Annotated in this window: 16 protein-coding genes; 8 read left to right on the top strand and 8 right to left on the bottom strand. The window is 61.9% G+C overall.

What is annotated here, in order from left to right:
• Nucleotides 1-5 precede the first annotated feature (5 nt).
• Nucleotides 6-932, bottom strand: coding sequence for a 4-hydroxyproline epimerase (locus KVQ82_RS17295; RefSeq protein ID WP_222014770.1), 927 nt, complete (start codon nt 930-932; stop codon nt 6-8).
• A 21-nt stretch (nt 933-953) separates the two neighbouring features.
• Nucleotides 954-2,582 carry an APC family permease gene (locus tag KVQ82_RS17290; RefSeq protein WP_222014768.1) on the bottom strand — a complete coding sequence of 543 codons (1,629 nt, stop codon included), beginning with the start codon at nt 2,580-2,582 and terminating at the stop codon, nt 954-956.
• 200 nt (nt 2,583-2,782) lie between these two features.
• On the opposite strand from KVQ82_RS17290, the gene KVQ82_RS17285 reads away from it, so the two are divergent.
• On the top strand, nt 2,783-3,556 hold the full coding sequence (locus KVQ82_RS17285; protein ID WP_222014766.1) for an AraC family transcriptional regulator: 774 nt from the start codon (nt 2,783-2,785) through the stop codon (nt 3,554-3,556).
• A gap of 10 nt (nt 3,557-3,566) precedes the next feature.
• Here the strand turns inward: KVQ82_RS17285 and phnE are convergent, their stop codons facing one another.
• The 5 genes from phnE to KVQ82_RS17260 form a co-directional block, all read right to left on the bottom strand.
• Nucleotides 3,567-4,334, bottom strand: coding sequence for a phosphonate ABC transporter, permease protein PhnE (gene phnE / locus KVQ82_RS17280; protein ID WP_222014761.1), 768 nt, complete (start codon nt 4,332-4,334; stop codon nt 3,567-3,569).
• Nucleotides 4,331-5,158: an ABC transporter permease gene (locus KVQ82_RS17275; protein ID WP_222014756.1), complete on the bottom strand. Its 828-nt coding sequence runs from the start codon at nt 5,156-5,158 to the stop codon at nt 4,331-4,333. Before KVQ82_RS17275 ends, phnE begins: the two co-directional genes overlap by 4 nt.
• Nucleotides 5,152-5,949, bottom strand: a complete 798-nt coding sequence (locus KVQ82_RS17270) for a phosphonate ABC transporter ATP-binding protein (protein ID WP_222014755.1) — start codon at nt 5,947-5,949, stop codon at nt 5,152-5,154. Before KVQ82_RS17270 ends, KVQ82_RS17275 begins: the two co-directional genes overlap by 7 nt.
• On the bottom strand, nt 5,946-6,809 hold the full coding sequence (locus tag KVQ82_RS17265) for a putative selenate ABC transporter substrate-binding protein (protein ID WP_041072554.1): 864 nt from the start codon (nt 6,807-6,809) through the stop codon (nt 5,946-5,948). The genes KVQ82_RS17270 and KVQ82_RS17265 overlap by 4 nt, the downstream gene beginning before the upstream one ends.
• Before the next feature lie 270 nt (nt 6,810-7,079).
• Nucleotides 7,080-7,472 (bottom strand): RidA family protein, encoded by a 393-nt coding sequence (locus KVQ82_RS17260; RefSeq protein WP_198758772.1) that lies wholly within the window; start codon nt 7,470-7,472, stop codon nt 7,080-7,082.
• A 122-nt stretch (nt 7,473-7,594) separates the two neighbouring features.
• On the opposite strand from KVQ82_RS17260, the gene KVQ82_RS17255 reads away from it, so the two are divergent.
• Nucleotides 7,595-8,539: a LysR family transcriptional regulator gene (locus KVQ82_RS17255; RefSeq protein ID WP_041072558.1), complete on the top strand. Its 945-nt coding sequence runs from the start codon at nt 7,595-7,597 to the stop codon at nt 8,537-8,539.
• A 74-nt stretch (nt 8,540-8,613) separates the two neighbouring features.
• Complete coding sequence (locus tag KVQ82_RS17250; protein ID WP_222014754.1) at nt 8,614-9,774, top strand: radical SAM protein; 1,161 nt, start codon at nt 8,614-8,616, stop codon at nt 9,772-9,774.
• On the opposite strand, the gene KVQ82_RS17245 is transcribed toward KVQ82_RS17250, so the two are convergent.
• Entirely contained in the window at nt 9,756-10,640 is an 885-nt protein-coding gene (locus KVQ82_RS17245) for a LysR substrate-binding domain-containing protein (RefSeq protein ID WP_222014753.1), read from the bottom strand. The genes KVQ82_RS17250 and KVQ82_RS17245 overlap by 19 nt on opposite strands.
• Before the next feature lie 111 nt (nt 10,641-10,751).
• On the opposite strand from KVQ82_RS17245, the gene KVQ82_RS17240 reads away from it, so the two are divergent.
• From KVQ82_RS17240 to KVQ82_RS17220, 5 genes are read left to right on the top strand one after another with little or no spacing between them, the layout of a single operon-like run.
• The gene (locus KVQ82_RS17240) at nt 10,752-11,804 is read left to right on the top strand and encodes an agmatine/peptidylarginine deiminase (protein WP_222014752.1); all 1,053 of its coding nucleotides are present in this window, start codon (nt 10,752-10,754) and stop codon (nt 11,802-11,804) included.
• Between the two features lie 3 nt (nt 11,805-11,807).
• On the top strand, nt 11,808-12,716 hold the full coding sequence (gene aguB / locus KVQ82_RS17235) for an N-carbamoylputrescine amidase (protein ID WP_222014751.1): 909 nt from the start codon (nt 11,808-11,810) through the stop codon (nt 12,714-12,716).
• A 2-nt stretch (nt 12,717-12,718) separates the two neighbouring features.
• Nucleotides 12,719-13,822 carry an extracellular solute-binding protein gene (locus KVQ82_RS17230; RefSeq protein WP_222014742.1) on the top strand — a complete coding sequence of 368 codons (1,104 nt, stop codon included), beginning with the start codon at nt 12,719-12,721 and terminating at the stop codon, nt 13,820-13,822.
• A gap of 47 nt (nt 13,823-13,869) precedes the next feature.
• Nucleotides 13,870-14,991, top strand: a complete 1,122-nt coding sequence (locus tag KVQ82_RS17225) for an agmatine/peptidylarginine deiminase (RefSeq protein ID WP_222014740.1) — start codon at nt 13,870-13,872, stop codon at nt 14,989-14,991.
• A gap of 50 nt (nt 14,992-15,041) precedes the next feature.
• Nucleotides 15,042-16,064, top strand: a complete 1,023-nt coding sequence (locus tag KVQ82_RS17220; RefSeq protein ID WP_222014738.1) for a GlxA family transcriptional regulator — start codon at nt 15,042-15,044, stop codon at nt 16,062-16,064.
• The last annotated feature ends 15 nt before the right edge of the window (nt 16,065-16,079 follow it).

Raw genomic sequence — 16,079 nt, 5'->3', positions numbered from 1 at the left:
GCAGGTCAGATGCCCCACGCAAAAGGGTCCTGCTCGTCGATCAGCAGGGTGGCGTCGGCGGTCATGTAGGCGCGCCCGGTAATGAACGGGCGCACGCGTTCGCCTTGCCATTCGAAGCGCCCTTCGAACTGGCTGCCGGTGATGCTCGCCTGGGTCCAGACCTGGCCTTCGGCGAGCTTGCCGTCGGCGGCGAGGCAGGCCAGTTTGGCGCTGGTGCCGGTGCCGCAGGGCGAGCGGTCGTAGGCCTTGCCCGGGCACATGACGAAATTGCGGCTGTCGGCCTTGGCATCGTCGGCGAACAGTTCGACGTGATCGATGAGCGCGCCGTCCTCGCCATGAATGCCCTGGGCTTCCAGGGCCTTGAGCATCGCCCAGGTGTAATCAGTGAGGGCCTCGACGTTGCTCATCTGCAGGTCCTGGCCGTGTTCGGAAACCAGGAAAAACCAATTGCCACCCCAGGCAATATCGCCGAACACGCGGCCGTGGCCGGGCACGTCCACCGGCACCTGTTTGCGATAGCGATACGCCGGGACGTTGCCCAGGGTCACCGCGCCGTCCTCGTGCAGGGTCGCGCTGACCGGGCCGACCGGAGTGTCGATCGTGTGCACGCCCGGTTCGATGAGGCCCAGGTAATGCAGCGAGTTGACCAGGCCGATGGTGCCGTGCCCGCACATGCCGAGGTAACCGGCGTTGTTGAAGAAAATCACTCCACAGGTGGCGTCCGGCGAGACCGGCGCGCAGTACAGTGCGCCGACCAGCACGTCGTTGCCGCGCGGTTCCAGCAGGCAGGCGCGGCGCCATTGGTCGTAGCCTTCGCGCAAGGCATCGCGCTGCTCGGCGATGCTGTTGCCGGGCAGGTCGGGGAAGCCTTTCATCACCAGACGCGTGGGTTCGCCGCCGGTGTGGGAGTCGATGATGTGCAGTCGTTTCATGGTTCGTCCCTTGAGTGAAGGTCAGGCGTGAGCAGGGCGCTGGCCCGTTGCCGAATGGGTGGAGGATTGAGCGGCTTCGCTTTCGTCGTCCTCGGTTTCCAGACGAATCAGGCGTGCCGGTACGCCGGTTGCGGCGCCCCAGTAGTAGATGCCCAGCGCGCAGACCGCGACGATCACCGTGTCGAACGGATGACTGAGCACGCCGATGCCGCCGAAACTGCCGAGCTTGGAGAGGACGATGGTCACGGCGTAGAAGCCGATCAGCCACGCCGACGAGCGCACTTGCTGGCCGAGATTCAGGTGCACGGTCGGCACCATGCGCCCGCACAGCAGGTAGATCACGAACATCAGGATTTGCAGGCCGAGCAACCACGACACGGTGCCCCAGCCTGACCAGTAGACGATCAGCGCGGCGATGATGAACGACAGTGGCCCGAGCACATTCATGCCCTTGACCCGGAACGGACGCGGCATGCCCGGCGCGCTGCGGCGCAGTGCGGCCACCGACACCGGGGCCACGGCGTAGCTCAATACCAGCGCGGCGGAGACCACGTTGATCAGCGCTTCCCACGACGGGAACGGCAGGGTCCAGAACACCGACAGGCCAAAGGTCAGCCACAGCGCGGGGCGCGGAATGCCGGACTTCTCGTCGATGCGGGTGAAAATCTTGAAGAAGGTCCCGGTCTGCGCCCAGCCGTAGATCACTCGCGGCGTGGCATTCATGTAGATGTTGCCGCAACCGCTGGGCGAGATCACCGCATCGGCCACCACCAGATACGCCAGCCAGCCGACACCCAGTGCCAACGCGATGTCGCGATACGGCAGGGCCAGTTCCTTGGCGACACCGGCCCAGCCATTGGCGAGCATTTCGGTCGGGATGCCGCCGAGGAACGCGGTCTGCAGCAGCACGTAGATCGCGGTGGAGAGCAGCACCGACAGGATCAGCGCAATCGGAATCGTGCGTTGCGGATTCTTCACTTCACTGGCCACCGAAATGATCGGTGTCAGGCCCAGATACGCGAAGATCACCCCGCCGGCCGACACGGCCATTTCGATGCCGGACAGGCCGAACGGCGCAAAGCCGTGCACGTCGAAATTCGCCGGTTTGAAGAAGCTGAACAACACGCCGATCACCAGCAGCGGCACGATGAACTTGAACACGCTGACCAGATTGTTGGCCATGGCGAAGGTCTTCACGCTGCGGTAATTGAGCAGGAAAAACAGGCACAACAGCCCGAACTGTACGAACCAGCCAAGCACGGTCGGGTCGCTGGAGCCGACCTTGGTCAACTCGGGAAACCATGCTGCCGCATATTGCCGCGAGGCGACCACTTCGATCGCCACCAGACTGGAAAACGCAATCAGCGTAATGAAGCCCATCAGATAACCGAGCAGCGGGCCGTGGGAGTAAACCGGGTAACGCACCACGCCGCCGGCACGGGGCAGCGCAGCGCCCAGTTCGCAGTAGACGATGCCCAGCAGCAACACGGCGAAACCGCCGAGCAGCCAGGAAAAGATCCCCGCCGGGCCGGCGATGGCGGACACGTGACTGGCGGCGAACAACCAGCCCGAACCGAAGATTGCCCCCAGCCCGATGAACGTGAGGTCTATTAATGAAAGTTGTTTCTTGAACTTGCCTTGGCCTGTCATAGCGTCGCCTTCTTGTTGGTTGTTGGAGGGGCGTGCAGTGGCGCTACAGTGAACTTGTCAGGCGCTGCGCGATTGATGTTTTTTGCCGGTGTCGATGACGAAATCAGCACAATGGCCCACGGCAAGGCCCCGGCTCGACAGGCCGCCATCCATGGGGCAATCTGCGCGCAAGCCAATGCGCACCGTGGGGAGTGACAGTCATGACGCAGAATGCGTTTGCGATCCTGAGCCAGCAGAACCAAGCGAGCCGACCGCAATGCCTCGACGATCTGCTCGCCAGCATGGCGCTGCTGTTGCCCATGCTGGATGTGATTCCCAACGCGGCAATCTTCATCAAGGATCCGCAGGCGCGCTACGTCATGGCTAACCAGACACTGGTGCAACGCTGCGGTTTGAAAGACCTGCGACCGTTATTGGGCAAGACCAGCGCCGAGGTGTTTCCGGCGCAATTGGGCCCGGGCTACACCGAGCAGGATCGGCGCGTGCTGGAAGAGGGATTGGTGCTGGAGGATCAGCTGGAGTTGCACCTGTACGGCAGCCGCGAACCCGGCTGGTGCCTGACCCACAAACGTCCGCTGTACGATCGTGATAACCGGATCATTGGCCTGGCGGGCATTTCCGTCGACCTGCAAACCGCCAGCGAAACTCATCCGGCGTATCAGCGTCTGGCGGCGGTGGATGAGTACATTCGGGCGAACTTCGCGAGCCGCGTCAGTCTTGGCGAACTGACGCGCATCGCCGGAATTTCAGTGGCGCAACTGGAGCGTTACTGCAAACGGGTGTTCCACCTGACGCCGCGGCAGATGATCCAGAAAGTCCGTCTTGAGCACGCGCATCGGCTGTTGCATGGCGAGTTGCCGATCACCGAGGTGGCGCTGCAGTGCGGCTATACCGACCACAGCGCTTTCACCCGGCAGTTCAAGGCGTCGACCGGATTCACCCCGCGCCAGTATCGGTTGGCGACGGCGCAGTGAGGCTTGCCTGTCAGGCCTTGACCCAGCGCTGCCGGCTCCAGGCACTCAGCGAGTCCACGCCCAGCACCAGAATCAGCATCGCCAGAATCACCGTGCTCGCCTGCGCTTCCTGAAACAGGCTGAGGCTGACATACAGCATCTGCCCCAAACCACCGGCCCCGACGAAGCCTAGCACGCTGGCCATGCGGATGTTGTTTTCCCAGCGATACAGGCAATAGGCGAGCAATTGCGGGGCGAGGTTGGGCAGGGTGCCGTAGCAGAAGGCAAGCACGGGATTGCCGCCCTGCAAGCGGATCGCTTCGGCCGGTTCTGGCGGGGTATTCTCCAGCGCTTCGGCGAACAGTCGACCGAGCACGCCGGTGGTGTGCAGGGCCAGCGCCAGAGTGCCGGCATTCGGCCCAAGGCCGGCGGCGAGCACCATCAGCGCCGCCCACACCAGTTCCGGAATCGCCCGCAAACCGTTAAGCAACAGGCGCGAGGCGCTTTGTAGCGGCCAGCCGAAACGCCCGGCCGCAGGCAGCGCGAGGAGAATGCCGAACACGGCCGCGAGCAGGGTGCCAAGGGCCGACATGGCGAGGGTTTCCAGCGCGCCCTTGAGGATCGCCTGCAAGTGCGTGGCGCTCAGGTCCGGGCTGAGAAAGCGCTGCGCGTAGGCACCCATCTGCTTGAGGCTGGTGGCGTTGCCCAGTTCGCCGAGGTCGAGTTCGAGGTAGCCGAACGAGGCGATCACCGCGACGCCAATCACGACGATCAGCAGCAGATTGATCAGGCGATTCATGTCAGCCTCCAGCGCAGCAGGCGGCTGAGTTGGTCGGCACCGAGCACCAGAATCAGGAAGGTCAGCAACATGCTCGCCACTTCACCGCTGGCGAACATGCGCAGCGACAGGTCGATCTGCTGGCCGAGGCCACCAGCGCCAACAAACCCCATCACCACCGAGGCACGAATCGCGCACTCCCAGCGATACACCGTGTACGACAGCAGCTCCGCCGCGACATTCGGCAGAATCCCGTAGGCGAACGCCGCGAGTCGTCCGCTGCCGGCCTGCATCAAGGCATGCGCCGGGCGTTGGTCGGTGGACTCGAAAATCTCCGCGTAGACCTTGCCGAGCATGCCGCTGTAGGTGATTGCGATCGCCAGTACACCCGCCGCCGTGCCGAGGCCGACAGCACGCACGAACAGCAGCGCCCAAACGATTTCCGGCACGCTGCGCAAGAAGATCAGCAGGCCGCGTACCGGCCAGCGCAACAAGCGCCCGAGCCGACTGGGAATGCCGCTCCGGGATGCCGCAGACAACGACAGCGCGCGGCTGGCAATCAGGCTGGCCGGCACCGCCAGCAGCAACGCCAACGCCATGCCGGCGGTGGCGATGGCCAGGGTTTGCAGGGTGGCCTTGAGCAGTAACTGGAGAAAATCGTGGTCATGCGCCGGTGGCCAGAACCCGGAGATGAAGCGGCCCATTTCGGTCTGGCTGTCGCTGTGCAGCAGCACGCCAAGGTCCAGTTCGCTGAGCTGGATGCCCGGCCACAGCAAGGCCAGCGCCAGCAGGGTCAGCAGCAGTCGCGGCGCGGCGGCCGGGTCGCGGGAATCAGCCGTCAGCATCGCGGGATCTGCACAATCAGCGGCGCACTCGGCGTCGTCGGGCTTTGCAATTGCTCATTGGCGTACAGCGTGTCGAGCATTTCGCGGCTGACCTGCTCGGCAGGGCTGTCAAACAGGATCTGGCCGTCGCGTAAGCCGATGATGCGCGGAAAGTGTGCCAGCGCCAGTTCCACCGCATGCAGACTCGCCACCAGCGTGACGTTATGCGCCCGCGCGTGTTGGGAGAGGATCGACAGGGTGTGCCCGGCGAGCACCGGGTCCATCGCCGACACCGGTTCGTCCGCCAGCAGAATCTCCGGTGCCTGATACAGCACCCGCGCAATGCCCACGCGCTGCAGTTGGCCGCCGGACAATTGCTGGCAGTAAGCGAAGAGTTTGTCGCCCAGATCCAGGCGGGCGAGGGCGGCACGGGCACCGGGAATATCCGTCGGATGCAGCAGATTGAGCAGGCTCTTGCCCAGACTCCACTGCCCGAGTTTGCCGGCCAGTACCGCCGTCACCACACGCTGGCGCGGCGGCAGCGGTGGGGCCTGATGCACAAGGCCAATTCGTGCGCGCAGACGTTGCCGTTGGCGGGCGGAAAGGTGCCAGGGGCGTTCACCCAGCACCTCGATTTCACCGCTGCTGGGGCGCAACGCGGTGGCGAGCAGGTTCAACAGGCTGGATTTACCGGCCCCGGACGGACCGATGATCGCCACCTGTTCACCCGCCGCAATCTGCAGATCGACGCCACGTAGTGCGTCGACCCCATTGGCGTGGTGCAGGCGGCCTTGATTGAGGCTCAGGGTCATTTCAACAGATCGGCGGCGCGAGCAGCTTCCTCGATGCCCTTGTAGTTCTCGGGCTTGGTGTCGATGAAACGGCTGGCCGCCTGCAGATCAAGAATCTTCTTCTGCTCCGGGTTGGCCGGGTCGAGGTCGAGGAAGGCTTTCTTGATCTTCGCTGCCAGCGCCGGGTCGAGGGTGCCGCGCACGGTCCAGTTGTAATCGAAGTAGGCCGGGGTCGTGGCGAACACGTGCACCTTGCTGGTATCAACTTTGCCGGCGTCCACCAGTTTCTGCCAGACGCTGGCGTTCAGCACACCGGCATCGACCTTGCCGGCCTGGACCCAGGCGACGGTGGCGTCGTGCGCACCGGAGTAGGCGACGCGGCTGAAATAGGCTTCAGGCTTGATGTTGTCGTTCTTCAGCATGAAGTAACGCGGCATCAGGCTACCGGAGGTCGACGACACGGAGCCGAAGGCGAAGGTCTTGCCCTTGAGATCGGCCAGGCTCTTCACGTTCGGGTCGGCAGTGATGAACTTGCTGGTGAACTGCGCATCCTGCTCGCGCTGCACCAGCGGGATCACCGGGGTGGTGGCGTCGGTCTTCAGGCGTGCCTGAACGAAAGTGAAACCGCCCAGCCAGGCCATGTCGAGGCGATCGGTCGCCAACGCTTCAACCACTGCCGGGTAGTCGGCCACCGGAACGAACTGTACTTTCATGCCCAGTTGCTGCTCCAGATAGGCCCCCAGTGGTTCGAATTTGCGCAGCAATTCGGTCGGGGCTTCATCGGGAATTGCACTGACCCGCAACACATCGGCGGCATGCGCCACCAAAGCAGAAAAAGACAGGGCCAGACCAGCAGTCAGTGCCAGGGTTCGTTTGAGCATGGAAATCTCCGTTTCATGAGCGTCGCATTCTAAGCGCCACCGGGCGCGGTGTCGCGCGCGGGCGCTCAATCAGGTTAGACGAAACGGCCAGGTTATACGCAGCCGCGCCGTGAAAGGCCAGCGCGCTTGTCCGGCGATGTTTTGCTCCACATTTCCTGCAGCCCACTGCCGCTGTCACCACGAAAACACCTGTAGGAGCTGTCGAGTGAAACGAGGCTGCGATCTTTACATTTCGATTGAAGATCAAAAGATCGCAGCGTGCCGCAGCTCCTACACGGGGATTCTGGCAATCACCTTGATCTCGAACTGAAACCCGGCCAGCCAGGTCACGCCGACCGCAGTGATCGTCGGATACGGCGCGCTGCCCCAGAACTCCGGCACCACTTCCCAGATGGTTTCGAAAGTCGATTGTGGATCGATCATGAACACCGTGACGTCCACCGCATCGGCGAAGCTGCAACCGGCGGCATTGAGGATCGCATTGAGGTTGTTGAACGCCAGGCGCACCTGATCCTGCAGATCCGGCTCGGGCGAACCGTCTTCACGGCTGCCGACTTGCCCGGAGACGAACAGAAAGCCATTGGAACGAATGGCCGGTGAATAGCGATGACGCTCATAAAGTGCATGGCGGGCAGGCGGGAAAACGACGTCGCGTTGGGTCATGGGTGTCTCCATCATTGTTTGGTGGTTGTTGATGGAGTGACTTTAGGGGCTTGCGTAAGGGGGATAAACGCGCAACCTTGGCGTTCACTGTTTGCATTTTCCAAACAATCAGAGGGCGCGAAGTGGACCGTTTCGATGCAATGCAGGCGTTCGCCCGGGTGGTCGAGGCGGGCAGTTTCACCAAGGCTGCCGAGACTTTGCACATGAGCAAGACCACGGTGACGCAGCTGGTGCAGCAGTTGGAGGCACGGCTGCGGGTCAAGTTGCTCAACCGCACCACGCGCAAGGTCAACGTCACGGCCGACGGTGCGATCTATTACGAGCGAGTGATCAAACTGTTGGCCGACATGGACGACGCCGAAACCAGTTTGTCCGGCGCCTCGGCATTGCCCAGAGGGCGCTTGCGCGTCGATGTGCCGAGCCCGCTGGCGAGACTGATTCTGATGCCGGCATTGCCTGAGTTTCACGCGCGTTATCCGGATATTCAGATCGACATGGGGGTCAGTGACCGCATCGTCGACATCATCGATGAGAACGTCGATTGCGTGGTGCGCGGCGGTGAATTGCTCGACCAGTCACTGATGGCCCGGCGGGTGGCCGACCTGCAGCTCGGGGTCTTCGCCGCGCCAACTTACCTGGCCCGCGCCGGCACGCCGCAGCATCCCCGCGAGCTGGAAGACTCCCATCATCGGGTGGTTGGATTTCTCTGGGCGCGCACCGGCAAACCCGTGCCTTACGCCTTGCGCAATGGCAGCGAACACCTGCAGATCAAGGGTCGCCACGTATTGGCCGTCGATGACGGTAACGCCTACCTTGCGGCAGGGCTGGCCGGCATGGGCGTGCTGTGGTTGCCCCGGTACATGTCGCACGCGCATCAGGCTCGGGGTGAGTTGGTACCGCTGTTCGAGGACTGGCAACTCGAGCCGATGCCGCTCTATGTGGCGTACCCGCCGAACCGGCATATCAGCCAAAAGCTAAGGGTATTTATCGATTGGATCGTGGAATTGATGGCGCACCATGGCAATGGCCCGGAACTTGCTGAGCCGCGCTCCGGGACTGTCAAATAACTAACGAATAACGCCAACCATGACAGTCGCTTGCTCTGGATGCACCGCTATTCACTCAAGGAGCGTCACCCGTCATGAATATGTATATCGATATTGTCGGTGCGTGCAATTTGAGCTGCCCCTCCTGCCCGATGGGTAACTCGGAAAACGTCAACTTCAAGAAAGCCATGCAAGTTGACATGTTTCGCAAGATCGTCGAGAAGGCCCGGAACGAAGGGGTCGAGACGATCTTTCTGTATAACTGGACCGAGCCGTTGATCCACCCGCGAATCGGTGAGTTTGTCGAGATCATCAATGCCGCCGGTTTGCAGAGCGGTATCAGTTCCAACTTGAATCTAGCCAAGAACATGCAAACCGCCATGCTGGCCAACCCATGGTTCTTCCGTATTTCGTTGTCCGGGTTTTACCAGGAGACTTACCAGCAGGGGCACGTGGGCGGCGACATTGAAGTGGTCAAGGCCAATATGATCAAACTGCATGAACTCAAACAGCAACATGGTTTGAGTACGCGGATCGAGGTGTACTACCACCGTTATCTGGACAACATGGAAGAAGAAGGGCTGATGCGCGAATTCGCCCAGCGTCTGGGTTTCGAGTTCTCGACCGGATATTCAGTGATGATGCCGCTTGAGAAAACGCTGGCGCTGATCGAACGCGATCCTTCGGTGACAGATACCGATCATGAAACCCTGAAAAGGCTGGCGCTGCCGCCCTTCGACGATCTGGTCAATCTGGTCCGCCAGTATCCCAAGCAGGCGTGCTCGCTCAAGGATGACTGGCTGGTGCTCGACTGCAACGGCAATACCGTTTTGTGCTGTTCGGTTTTCAATCAGACCGAATACCAGGTCGGCAAGTATCTGGACATGCCTCTGGCGCACCTGACCGGCCTCAAGTCCACCCAGAAAAATTGCATCGACATGTGCAATCGTTGTGCAAAAAACGGCTTGCACATCTACTCGACCCAATCCAATCGGGGGCCGCTGGAAAGTCACGCCGTTAACCGCATTATCGACTTCCAGCGGCGCACGATCATGGGGCTGCCGGTCGAAAGCGAAAAGCTTGGGCGAGCCGGCGAAGTCAGTGCGGAGAACTTCGACGAAGCGCAATACCTGCAGATGAACCAGGACGTCAAAAACGCGATTTCCACCGGCGCGTTCACCAGTGGATATCAGCATTACGTGCTGTTCGGTCGTCTGGAAGGCCGGCTCGGTGCGGGCTATCTCACCGTGGTCTGACCGTGATCAGGTCCCGCCAGTTGGCTTGAAAGCCATTCACTGAAGCATCGCGCCATCGGGTCATTCTCGCTGTCGCGATGGGTCAGCAGCGCCCAGTTCGGGCCGCGAATGGTTTGCTCCACCAGGGGCAGCAACAGTCCGTTTTGCTGCGCCTGTTGGCTGAGCAACTGACTGACCAGCGCGATCCCCAACCCTGCCGCAGCGGCATCGAGCAACAAGCCCGGATCGGAAAAATTCAGCCCCTGATCCTGCTGCCCGACATCGACCCCGGCTTCCACTGCCCAATGGCTCCAGTCCATTTCCCGCTCACCGTGCAGGGTGGTGCGCTGCGCGGTGGGCTGCGCCAAAACGCTTGGATGACACGCCGGAAGCAGGCGGTCGGCATGGAGCACCTTGAAGCTGCATTCAGCCTGCGAACTGATGTCGTCGCGCACTGCCAGATCGATGGTTTGCGTGGCCATGTCCGGCACTTCATCGGTGCTGAAAATCCACAGATCGACCTGCGGATGCTGGCGCCGAAAATCCGCCAGACGCGGCAACAACCAATGTCGGGCGAAGGCTGGCGTGGTGTTGAGCACCAGTTGATTGGGCTTCTGATATTGCCCCAGACGCCGGATGCCGACCGCCAGTTGCTGCAACATCGCCTGAGTGGTGCTGAGCAGATCGTGGCCGGCATCGGTCAGGGCGACGCTGCGACCGTTGCGAAAAAACAGCGGCTGTTCGAGGTACGCCTCAAGGCTGCGGATCTGCTGGCTGATTGCCGATTGGGTGAGGTGCAGTTCATCGGCAGCCTTGTGAAAACTGCCGAGGCGAGCCGCCGCTTCGAAGCCGCGCAGAGAGCTGAGCGGTGGCCAGTGTTTAAGCATATAGATAAGTTCCTCTAATCATTTCTGCGCAAAATCCATCGTTTGTTTGCCTGTTTGCGCGTCCGTAGCATGGTCGGCGTGAACACATTGGCTTAACTTACGAGACTTATCATGCAGCACAATGACAATAAAAACAGCGCTTGGATGATGCCGGCGGAGTGGGCCACCCACGCTGCCACCTGGATGGTCTGGCCGCACAATCAGGCGCTGTGGGAATCGGGATGGCGTGTGACTTTGCCGCAGGTGCAAGAGGATTTCGCCCGGGTCGCGAATGCCATTGCCCGTTTCGAGCCGGTGAAAATGGTCGTCGATCCGTCGGCGCTAGCGAGCGCCAAAGCGCTGTGCGGACCGAACATCGAGCTGATCCCGTTGGCGGTCAACGACAGCTGGTGCCGCGACTCTGGCCCGAGCTTCGTCTGCCACCCGCAACAAGGGCTGGCCGGTGTCAGCTGGCGCTTCAACGCCTGGGGCGGCAAGTCGGCGCACGAGCTGGACGAAAGCCTGGCACGCCGGGCACTCAATCACCTGGGGCTGGAATGCTTTGGCACGCCGCTGAGCAACGAAGGCGGGGCGATTCACGTTGATGGCGAAGGCACGCTGATCACCACCGAGTCGGTGCTGCTCAACCCCAATCGCAACCCGGACATCGGCAAGGCTGAGATGGAAGAAATCTTCAGTCGCTTGCTCGGCGTGAAGAAAACCATTTGGTTGCCGGGCGATCCTGATTACGTCACCGGCGACATGACTGATGGCCACGTCGATGGCGTCTGCGCCTTCGCCCGTCCCGGCGTGTTGCTGGTGGATGCGACCCACGACCAAAGCTCGGTGTACGCCGAAGTGGTGCGCGAAAACCGCCGCGCACTGGAGCTGGCGACCGACGCTCAGGGGCGCAAGTTCGAGCTGATCGAACTCTACGAAGCCAGCGAAGCCGTCGATACCGAAGCCGAAGTGTTCTGCGCCTCGTACACCAATTTCTACATCGCCAATGGCGCGATCATCATGCCGGCCTACGGCATCGAGGCCGACGAAGCGGCGGCGAAAGTGCTGGCGCAGGCGTTCCCCGGACGCGAAGTGGTGCCGGTGCGCATCAATCATCTGGCCCATGGCGGCGGCGGGGTGCACTGCATCACCCAGCAGCAACCCGCCTGGCCAGTGGAGGGTTGAGCGATGAGCCATCTGACCATCGCCACCACCCAGATGTCGTGTACCTGGGACCTGCCGCGCAACCTCGATCAGGCCGAGCAACTGGTGCGTGAGGCCGCCGCGAAGGGCGCGCAGGTGATCCTGTTGCAGGAGCTGTTCGCCACCCCGTATTTCTGCATCGAACAGAGCCACAAACATCAGGCGCTGGCCGAAGAGTATCGCGACAGCCGCCTGCTGCAGCGTTTCGCCGCGCTGGCCAAAGAGCTGGGCGTGGTGCTGCCGCTGAGCTGGTTCGAAAAGGCTGGCAATGCCTACTTCAATTCGCTGAGCGTGGCCGATGCCGACGGGCGTCTGTCGGGGGTGTATCGCAAGACCCACATCCCCAACGCCATCGGCTATCAGGAGAAGGAATATTTCAGCCCCGGCGACAGCGGCTTCAAAGTCTGGGACACCGCGTTCGGCCGCCTCGGCGTGGGCATCTGCTGGGATCAATGGTTTCCCGAGACCGCGCGTTGTCTGGCGCTGATGGGCGCTGAAGTGTTGCTGTTCCCCACGGCCATCGGCTCCGAGCCGGGTTGCGCGGCGCTGGACTCTCGCGACCATTGGCAGATGACCATGCGCGGCCATGCCGCCGCCAATCTGCTGCCGGTGGTGGCGGCCAACCGGGTCGGGCGAGAAGTGGCGAGCACCGATCAGGCGCTGCAGATGAACTTCTACGGTTCGTCGTTCATCAGCGATCACAAGGGCAAGTTGCTGGCCGAAGCCGACCGCGACAGCACTGGCGTGCTGGTGCACAGCCTCGATCTCGACGCGATGCGCGAAGAGCGCCTGAGCTGGGGCATTTACCGCGACCGGCGCCCGGACATGTATGGCGCGCTGCTCAGTCAGGACGGCCACCACCTTCACGCACGCTGGACCACTCAAGGGGTTTGAACATGGCTTCGCACCACCAACGACTGCTCGGTGTTCTGGGCTTGACATTGATTTGCGTGATCCCGTCGCTGCATGCCGAGGACAAAACCCTGCGGCTGTACAACTGGGCCGATTATTTTGCCGAAGACACCCTGAGCCGCTTCACCGCCGAAACCGGGATCAAGGTGATCTACGACGTCATGGACGGCAGTGAAACCCTCGAAGCGAAGATGCTTTCAGGTGGCAGCGGCTATGACCTGATTTTCCCCGGCGACACCGTGGCCGAGCGCCTGATGCGTGCCGGCAGCCTGATGCCGCTGGATCAATCGAAGCTGACAGCGCTGGCCGACATCGTGCCCGGTCTGCAGAAACTGCGCAGCCATTACCAACATTCCAGCCAGGCCACCGTGCCCTACACCTGGGGCACCATCGGCCTGACTTACAACGCAGCGCAGATCAAACAGCGCATGGCTGATGCCCCCGTCAATAGCCTGGACATGCTGTTCAAACCGGAGCTGGCGGCGAAGTTTGCCGACTGTGGCATTTCGTTGATCGACTCGCCGGATGAAGTGCTGGCAGTCGTGCTCAATTATCTGGGCCGAGACCCGCGCAGCGCGAAACCGGCGGATCTGGCGGCGGCCAGTGAGGTGCTGATGAAGCTGCGACCGTACGTGCGCAAGTTTCAGTCGCAACCGGTGACCGATCTGGTCAACGGCAACCTGTGCCTGTCGCTGGGTTACAGCGGCGACATGACCCAGGCCCAGCGCACCTCGGACAGCGCTGGCAAGAGCACCCGCTTCGAGTACCGCATCCCGCGCGAAGGCACCACGGTGTGGATGGACACCATGGCGATTCCGGTCGATGCGCAACACCCGGAATACGCCTACGCCTTCATCAACTTCGTGATGCGCCCGGAGAACATGGCGGCGATCAGTAATTTCACCGGTTACCCGACTTCCAACGCCAAGGCTCGGGCCAGCGTCGACGCGGCGATGCGCAATAACCCGGACATCTACCTTGACGAGGCGACCTATGCTCGATTGATCCCGGGCAAGGACATTCCTCAGGCTGATATGCGCGCCCGCATGCGCACCTGGACCAAATTCAAAACCGCTACCCACCCATGATTCAACGGCCGGCGCCCGGTCGCCGGCCCCTTTCAGGAAAGCCCGTTATGTCGACGCGTCGTGAGTTCATCAAACAGGTATCGGTCGCTGCAGGTGTCAGCGCCGCGGTCATGGGCCTTGGCCTGGCCCCCGGCAAACTGCTGGCGGCCAGCGCGGGGGATTGGTTCATGCCCGACGAGGGCGACCCGCACGAGCGCGCCTTCATCGCTTTCGGCGCGCAGGATGCAATCTGGGAGGATTTCACCGCAGATGTGCAAGCCGCGCTGGGCCGCATCGCCCGCACCATTGCCCGTTATGAGCCAGTCACGGTGTTATGTCGCAGTGGCGAACGCAGCCTCGCCGAAGAGTATTGCGGCACCCGCAACGTCACCTACGTGACCGCCGCGCTCGACGACATCTGGATGCGTGACATCGGCGCCAATTTCGTCATCGACGACAAGGGCGGGCTTGGCGCCGTGGACTTCAATTTCAACGGTTGGGGCAACAAGCAGCGGCACAGCAAGGACGCGAAAATCGCTGCGCGAGTGGCCAGCGACGCGCAAGCGACGTACCTGCGCAGTGAATTGGTGGGCGAGGGCGGTGGCATCGAAGTCGACGGCCACGGCACCGGGATCATGACTGAGAGCAGCTGGATCAACAGCAATCGCAATCCCGGCTGGAGCAAGGCCGATGTCGAGGCCGAACTGAAGGAGCGTCTGGGCCTGCGCAAAATCATCTGGCTGCCGGGGATCAAGGGCAAGGACATCACCGACGCCCACGTTGATTTCTATGCGCGGTTCGTCAGGCCCGGCGTGGTGATCGTCAACCTCGACACCGATCCACAGTCCTACGATCACCAGGTGACGCTGGCGCACCTGGAAATTCTCAAGAAAGCCACCGACGCTGACGGTCGCCCGCTGCAGGTCCACACGATTTCGCCGCCGCTCAAGCCGCGCAAGAGCAAGTTCAACCAGAACAACCCGGATTTCGCCGCCGGTTACATCAACTACTTCGTGATCAACGGCGCGATCATCGCCCCGGAATTCGGCGACAAGGCAGCCGATCAGAAGGCTTACGACTTGTTGTCGAAGCTGTACCCGGAACGCAAAGTCGAGCTGCTGAACATCGATGCGATCGCTGCCGGTGGCGGCGGGATTCACTGCGTGACCAGTCATCAGCCGCAAGCGTGATTGACTCTTTGGCCCATCAAGCCAACTATCGGCGCATAACAACATGACCGATGGGCCAGACCTTGATCGAACGACGTCAATTCAGCGGAGGCATGAAGGGCAAAAACCTCCGCTATCTGAATGAGCAAGCCGCCGAGACCCGCATCACCCGCACCGGTTTCCTGTTGCTGGAGCATTTTTCACTGCCGGCCTTCACCCAGGCGCTGGACACGATCATCACCGCCAACCTGTTGCGCGCCGGACTGTTCAGCTCGCGCACGTTCGGGCTGGGCGAGGGTGAAGTGATCAGCGACCTGGGGTTGGTGATTCGCCCGGATGCGCGGATTGACGCCGCCAGCCTTGCGGATCTGGACTTGCTGGTGGTGTGTGGCGGCTACCGCACCGAGCTGAAGGCCAGCGAAGAGTTGATAAGCCTGCTGCGCTCGGCGCCGGAGCGCGGGGTCAGTCTGGCCGGTTTGTGGAACGGTGCGTGGTTTCTCGGCCGCGCCGGCCTGCTCGATGGTTATCGTTGTGCGATCCACCCGGAACACCGTCCCGCACTCACGGAAATTGCCAAAGCCACTCAGGTCAGCAGCGAACCTTATGTGATCGATCGCGACCGGCTCACGGCATCGAGCCCCTCCGGGGCTTTCCATATGGCGCTGGACTGGATCAAGAGCCTGCACGGCAAGGCGCTGGTCGAAGGCATCGAGGACATCCTGGCGTTCGAGGAGTCGCGCTATCGGCGGATCAAACCGGATGAAAACCTTTGCGTCAGTGCACCGTTGCGCGAGGTGGTCAAACTGATGGATGCCAACCTCGAGGAACCGCTGGAGCTGGAGCAACTGGCGGTGTACGCCGGTCGCTCGCGGCGCCAGTTGGAGCGTTTGTTCAAGGAGCAGCTCGGCACCACGCCGCAACGCTATTACCTGGAATTGCGCATCACTGAAGCCCGGCGCCTGTTGCAGCACACCGAGCTGTCGCAGATGGAAGTGCTGGTGGCCTGTGGTTTCGTTTCGCCGAGCCATTTCAGCAAGTGCTACAGCGCGTTTTTCGGTTATCGCCCGTCAAGGGAAAAACGCCTGGTCAAATAGTCCGAGGCGTTTTCT

The organism is Pseudomonas sp. AO-1 (genome assembly GCF_019775695.1).
GTDB classification, from domain to species: domain Bacteria; phylum Pseudomonadota; class Gammaproteobacteria; order Pseudomonadales; family Pseudomonadaceae; genus Aquipseudomonas; species Aquipseudomonas parakoreensis.
This window is presented reverse-complemented; position numbering and strand designations above follow the sequence as displayed.

Coding starts and splice junctions, on each gene's coding strand:
- KVQ82_RS17295 (WP_222014770.1), bottom strand. CDS start 932: ATGAAACGACTGCACATCATCGACTCCCACACCGGCGGCGAACCCACG.
- KVQ82_RS17290 (WP_222014768.1), bottom strand. CDS start 2,582: ATGACAGGCCAAGGCAAGTTCAAGAAACAACTTTCATTAATAGACCTC.
- KVQ82_RS17285 (WP_222014766.1), top strand. CDS start 2,783: ATGACGCAGAATGCGTTTGCGATCCTGAGCCAGCAGAACCAAGCGAGC.
- phnE (WP_222014761.1), bottom strand. CDS start 4,334: ATGAATCGCCTGATCAATCTGCTGCTGATCGTCGTGATTGGCGTCGCG.
- KVQ82_RS17275 (WP_222014756.1), bottom strand. CDS start 5,158: ATGCTGACGGCTGATTCCCGCGACCCGGCCGCCGCGCCGCGACTGCTG.
- KVQ82_RS17270 (WP_222014755.1), bottom strand. CDS start 5,949: ATGACCCTGAGCCTCAATCAAGGCCGCCTGCACCACGCCAATGGGGTC.
- KVQ82_RS17265 (WP_041072554.1), bottom strand. CDS start 6,809: ATGCTCAAACGAACCCTGGCACTGACTGCTGGTCTGGCCCTGTCTTTT.
- KVQ82_RS17260 (WP_198758772.1), bottom strand. CDS start 7,472: ATGACCCAACGCGACGTCGTTTTCCCGCCTGCCCGCCATGCACTTTAT.
- KVQ82_RS17250 (WP_222014754.1), top strand. CDS start 8,614: ATGAATATGTATATCGATATTGTCGGTGCGTGCAATTTGAGCTGCCCC.
- KVQ82_RS17245 (WP_222014753.1), bottom strand. CDS start 10,640: ATGCTTAAACACTGGCCACCGCTCAGCTCTCTGCGCGGCTTCGAAGCG.
- KVQ82_RS17240 (WP_222014752.1), top strand. CDS start 10,752: ATGCAGCACAATGACAATAAAAACAGCGCTTGGATGATGCCGGCGGAG.
- aguB (WP_222014751.1), top strand. CDS start 11,808: ATGAGCCATCTGACCATCGCCACCACCCAGATGTCGTGTACCTGGGAC.
- KVQ82_RS17230 (WP_222014742.1), top strand. CDS start 12,719: ATGGCTTCGCACCACCAACGACTGCTCGGTGTTCTGGGCTTGACATTG.
- KVQ82_RS17225 (WP_222014740.1), top strand. CDS start 13,870: ATGTCGACGCGTCGTGAGTTCATCAAACAGGTATCGGTCGCTGCAGGT.
- KVQ82_RS17220 (WP_222014738.1), top strand. CDS start 15,042: ATGGGCCAGACCTTGATCGAACGACGTCAATTCAGCGGAGGCATGAAG.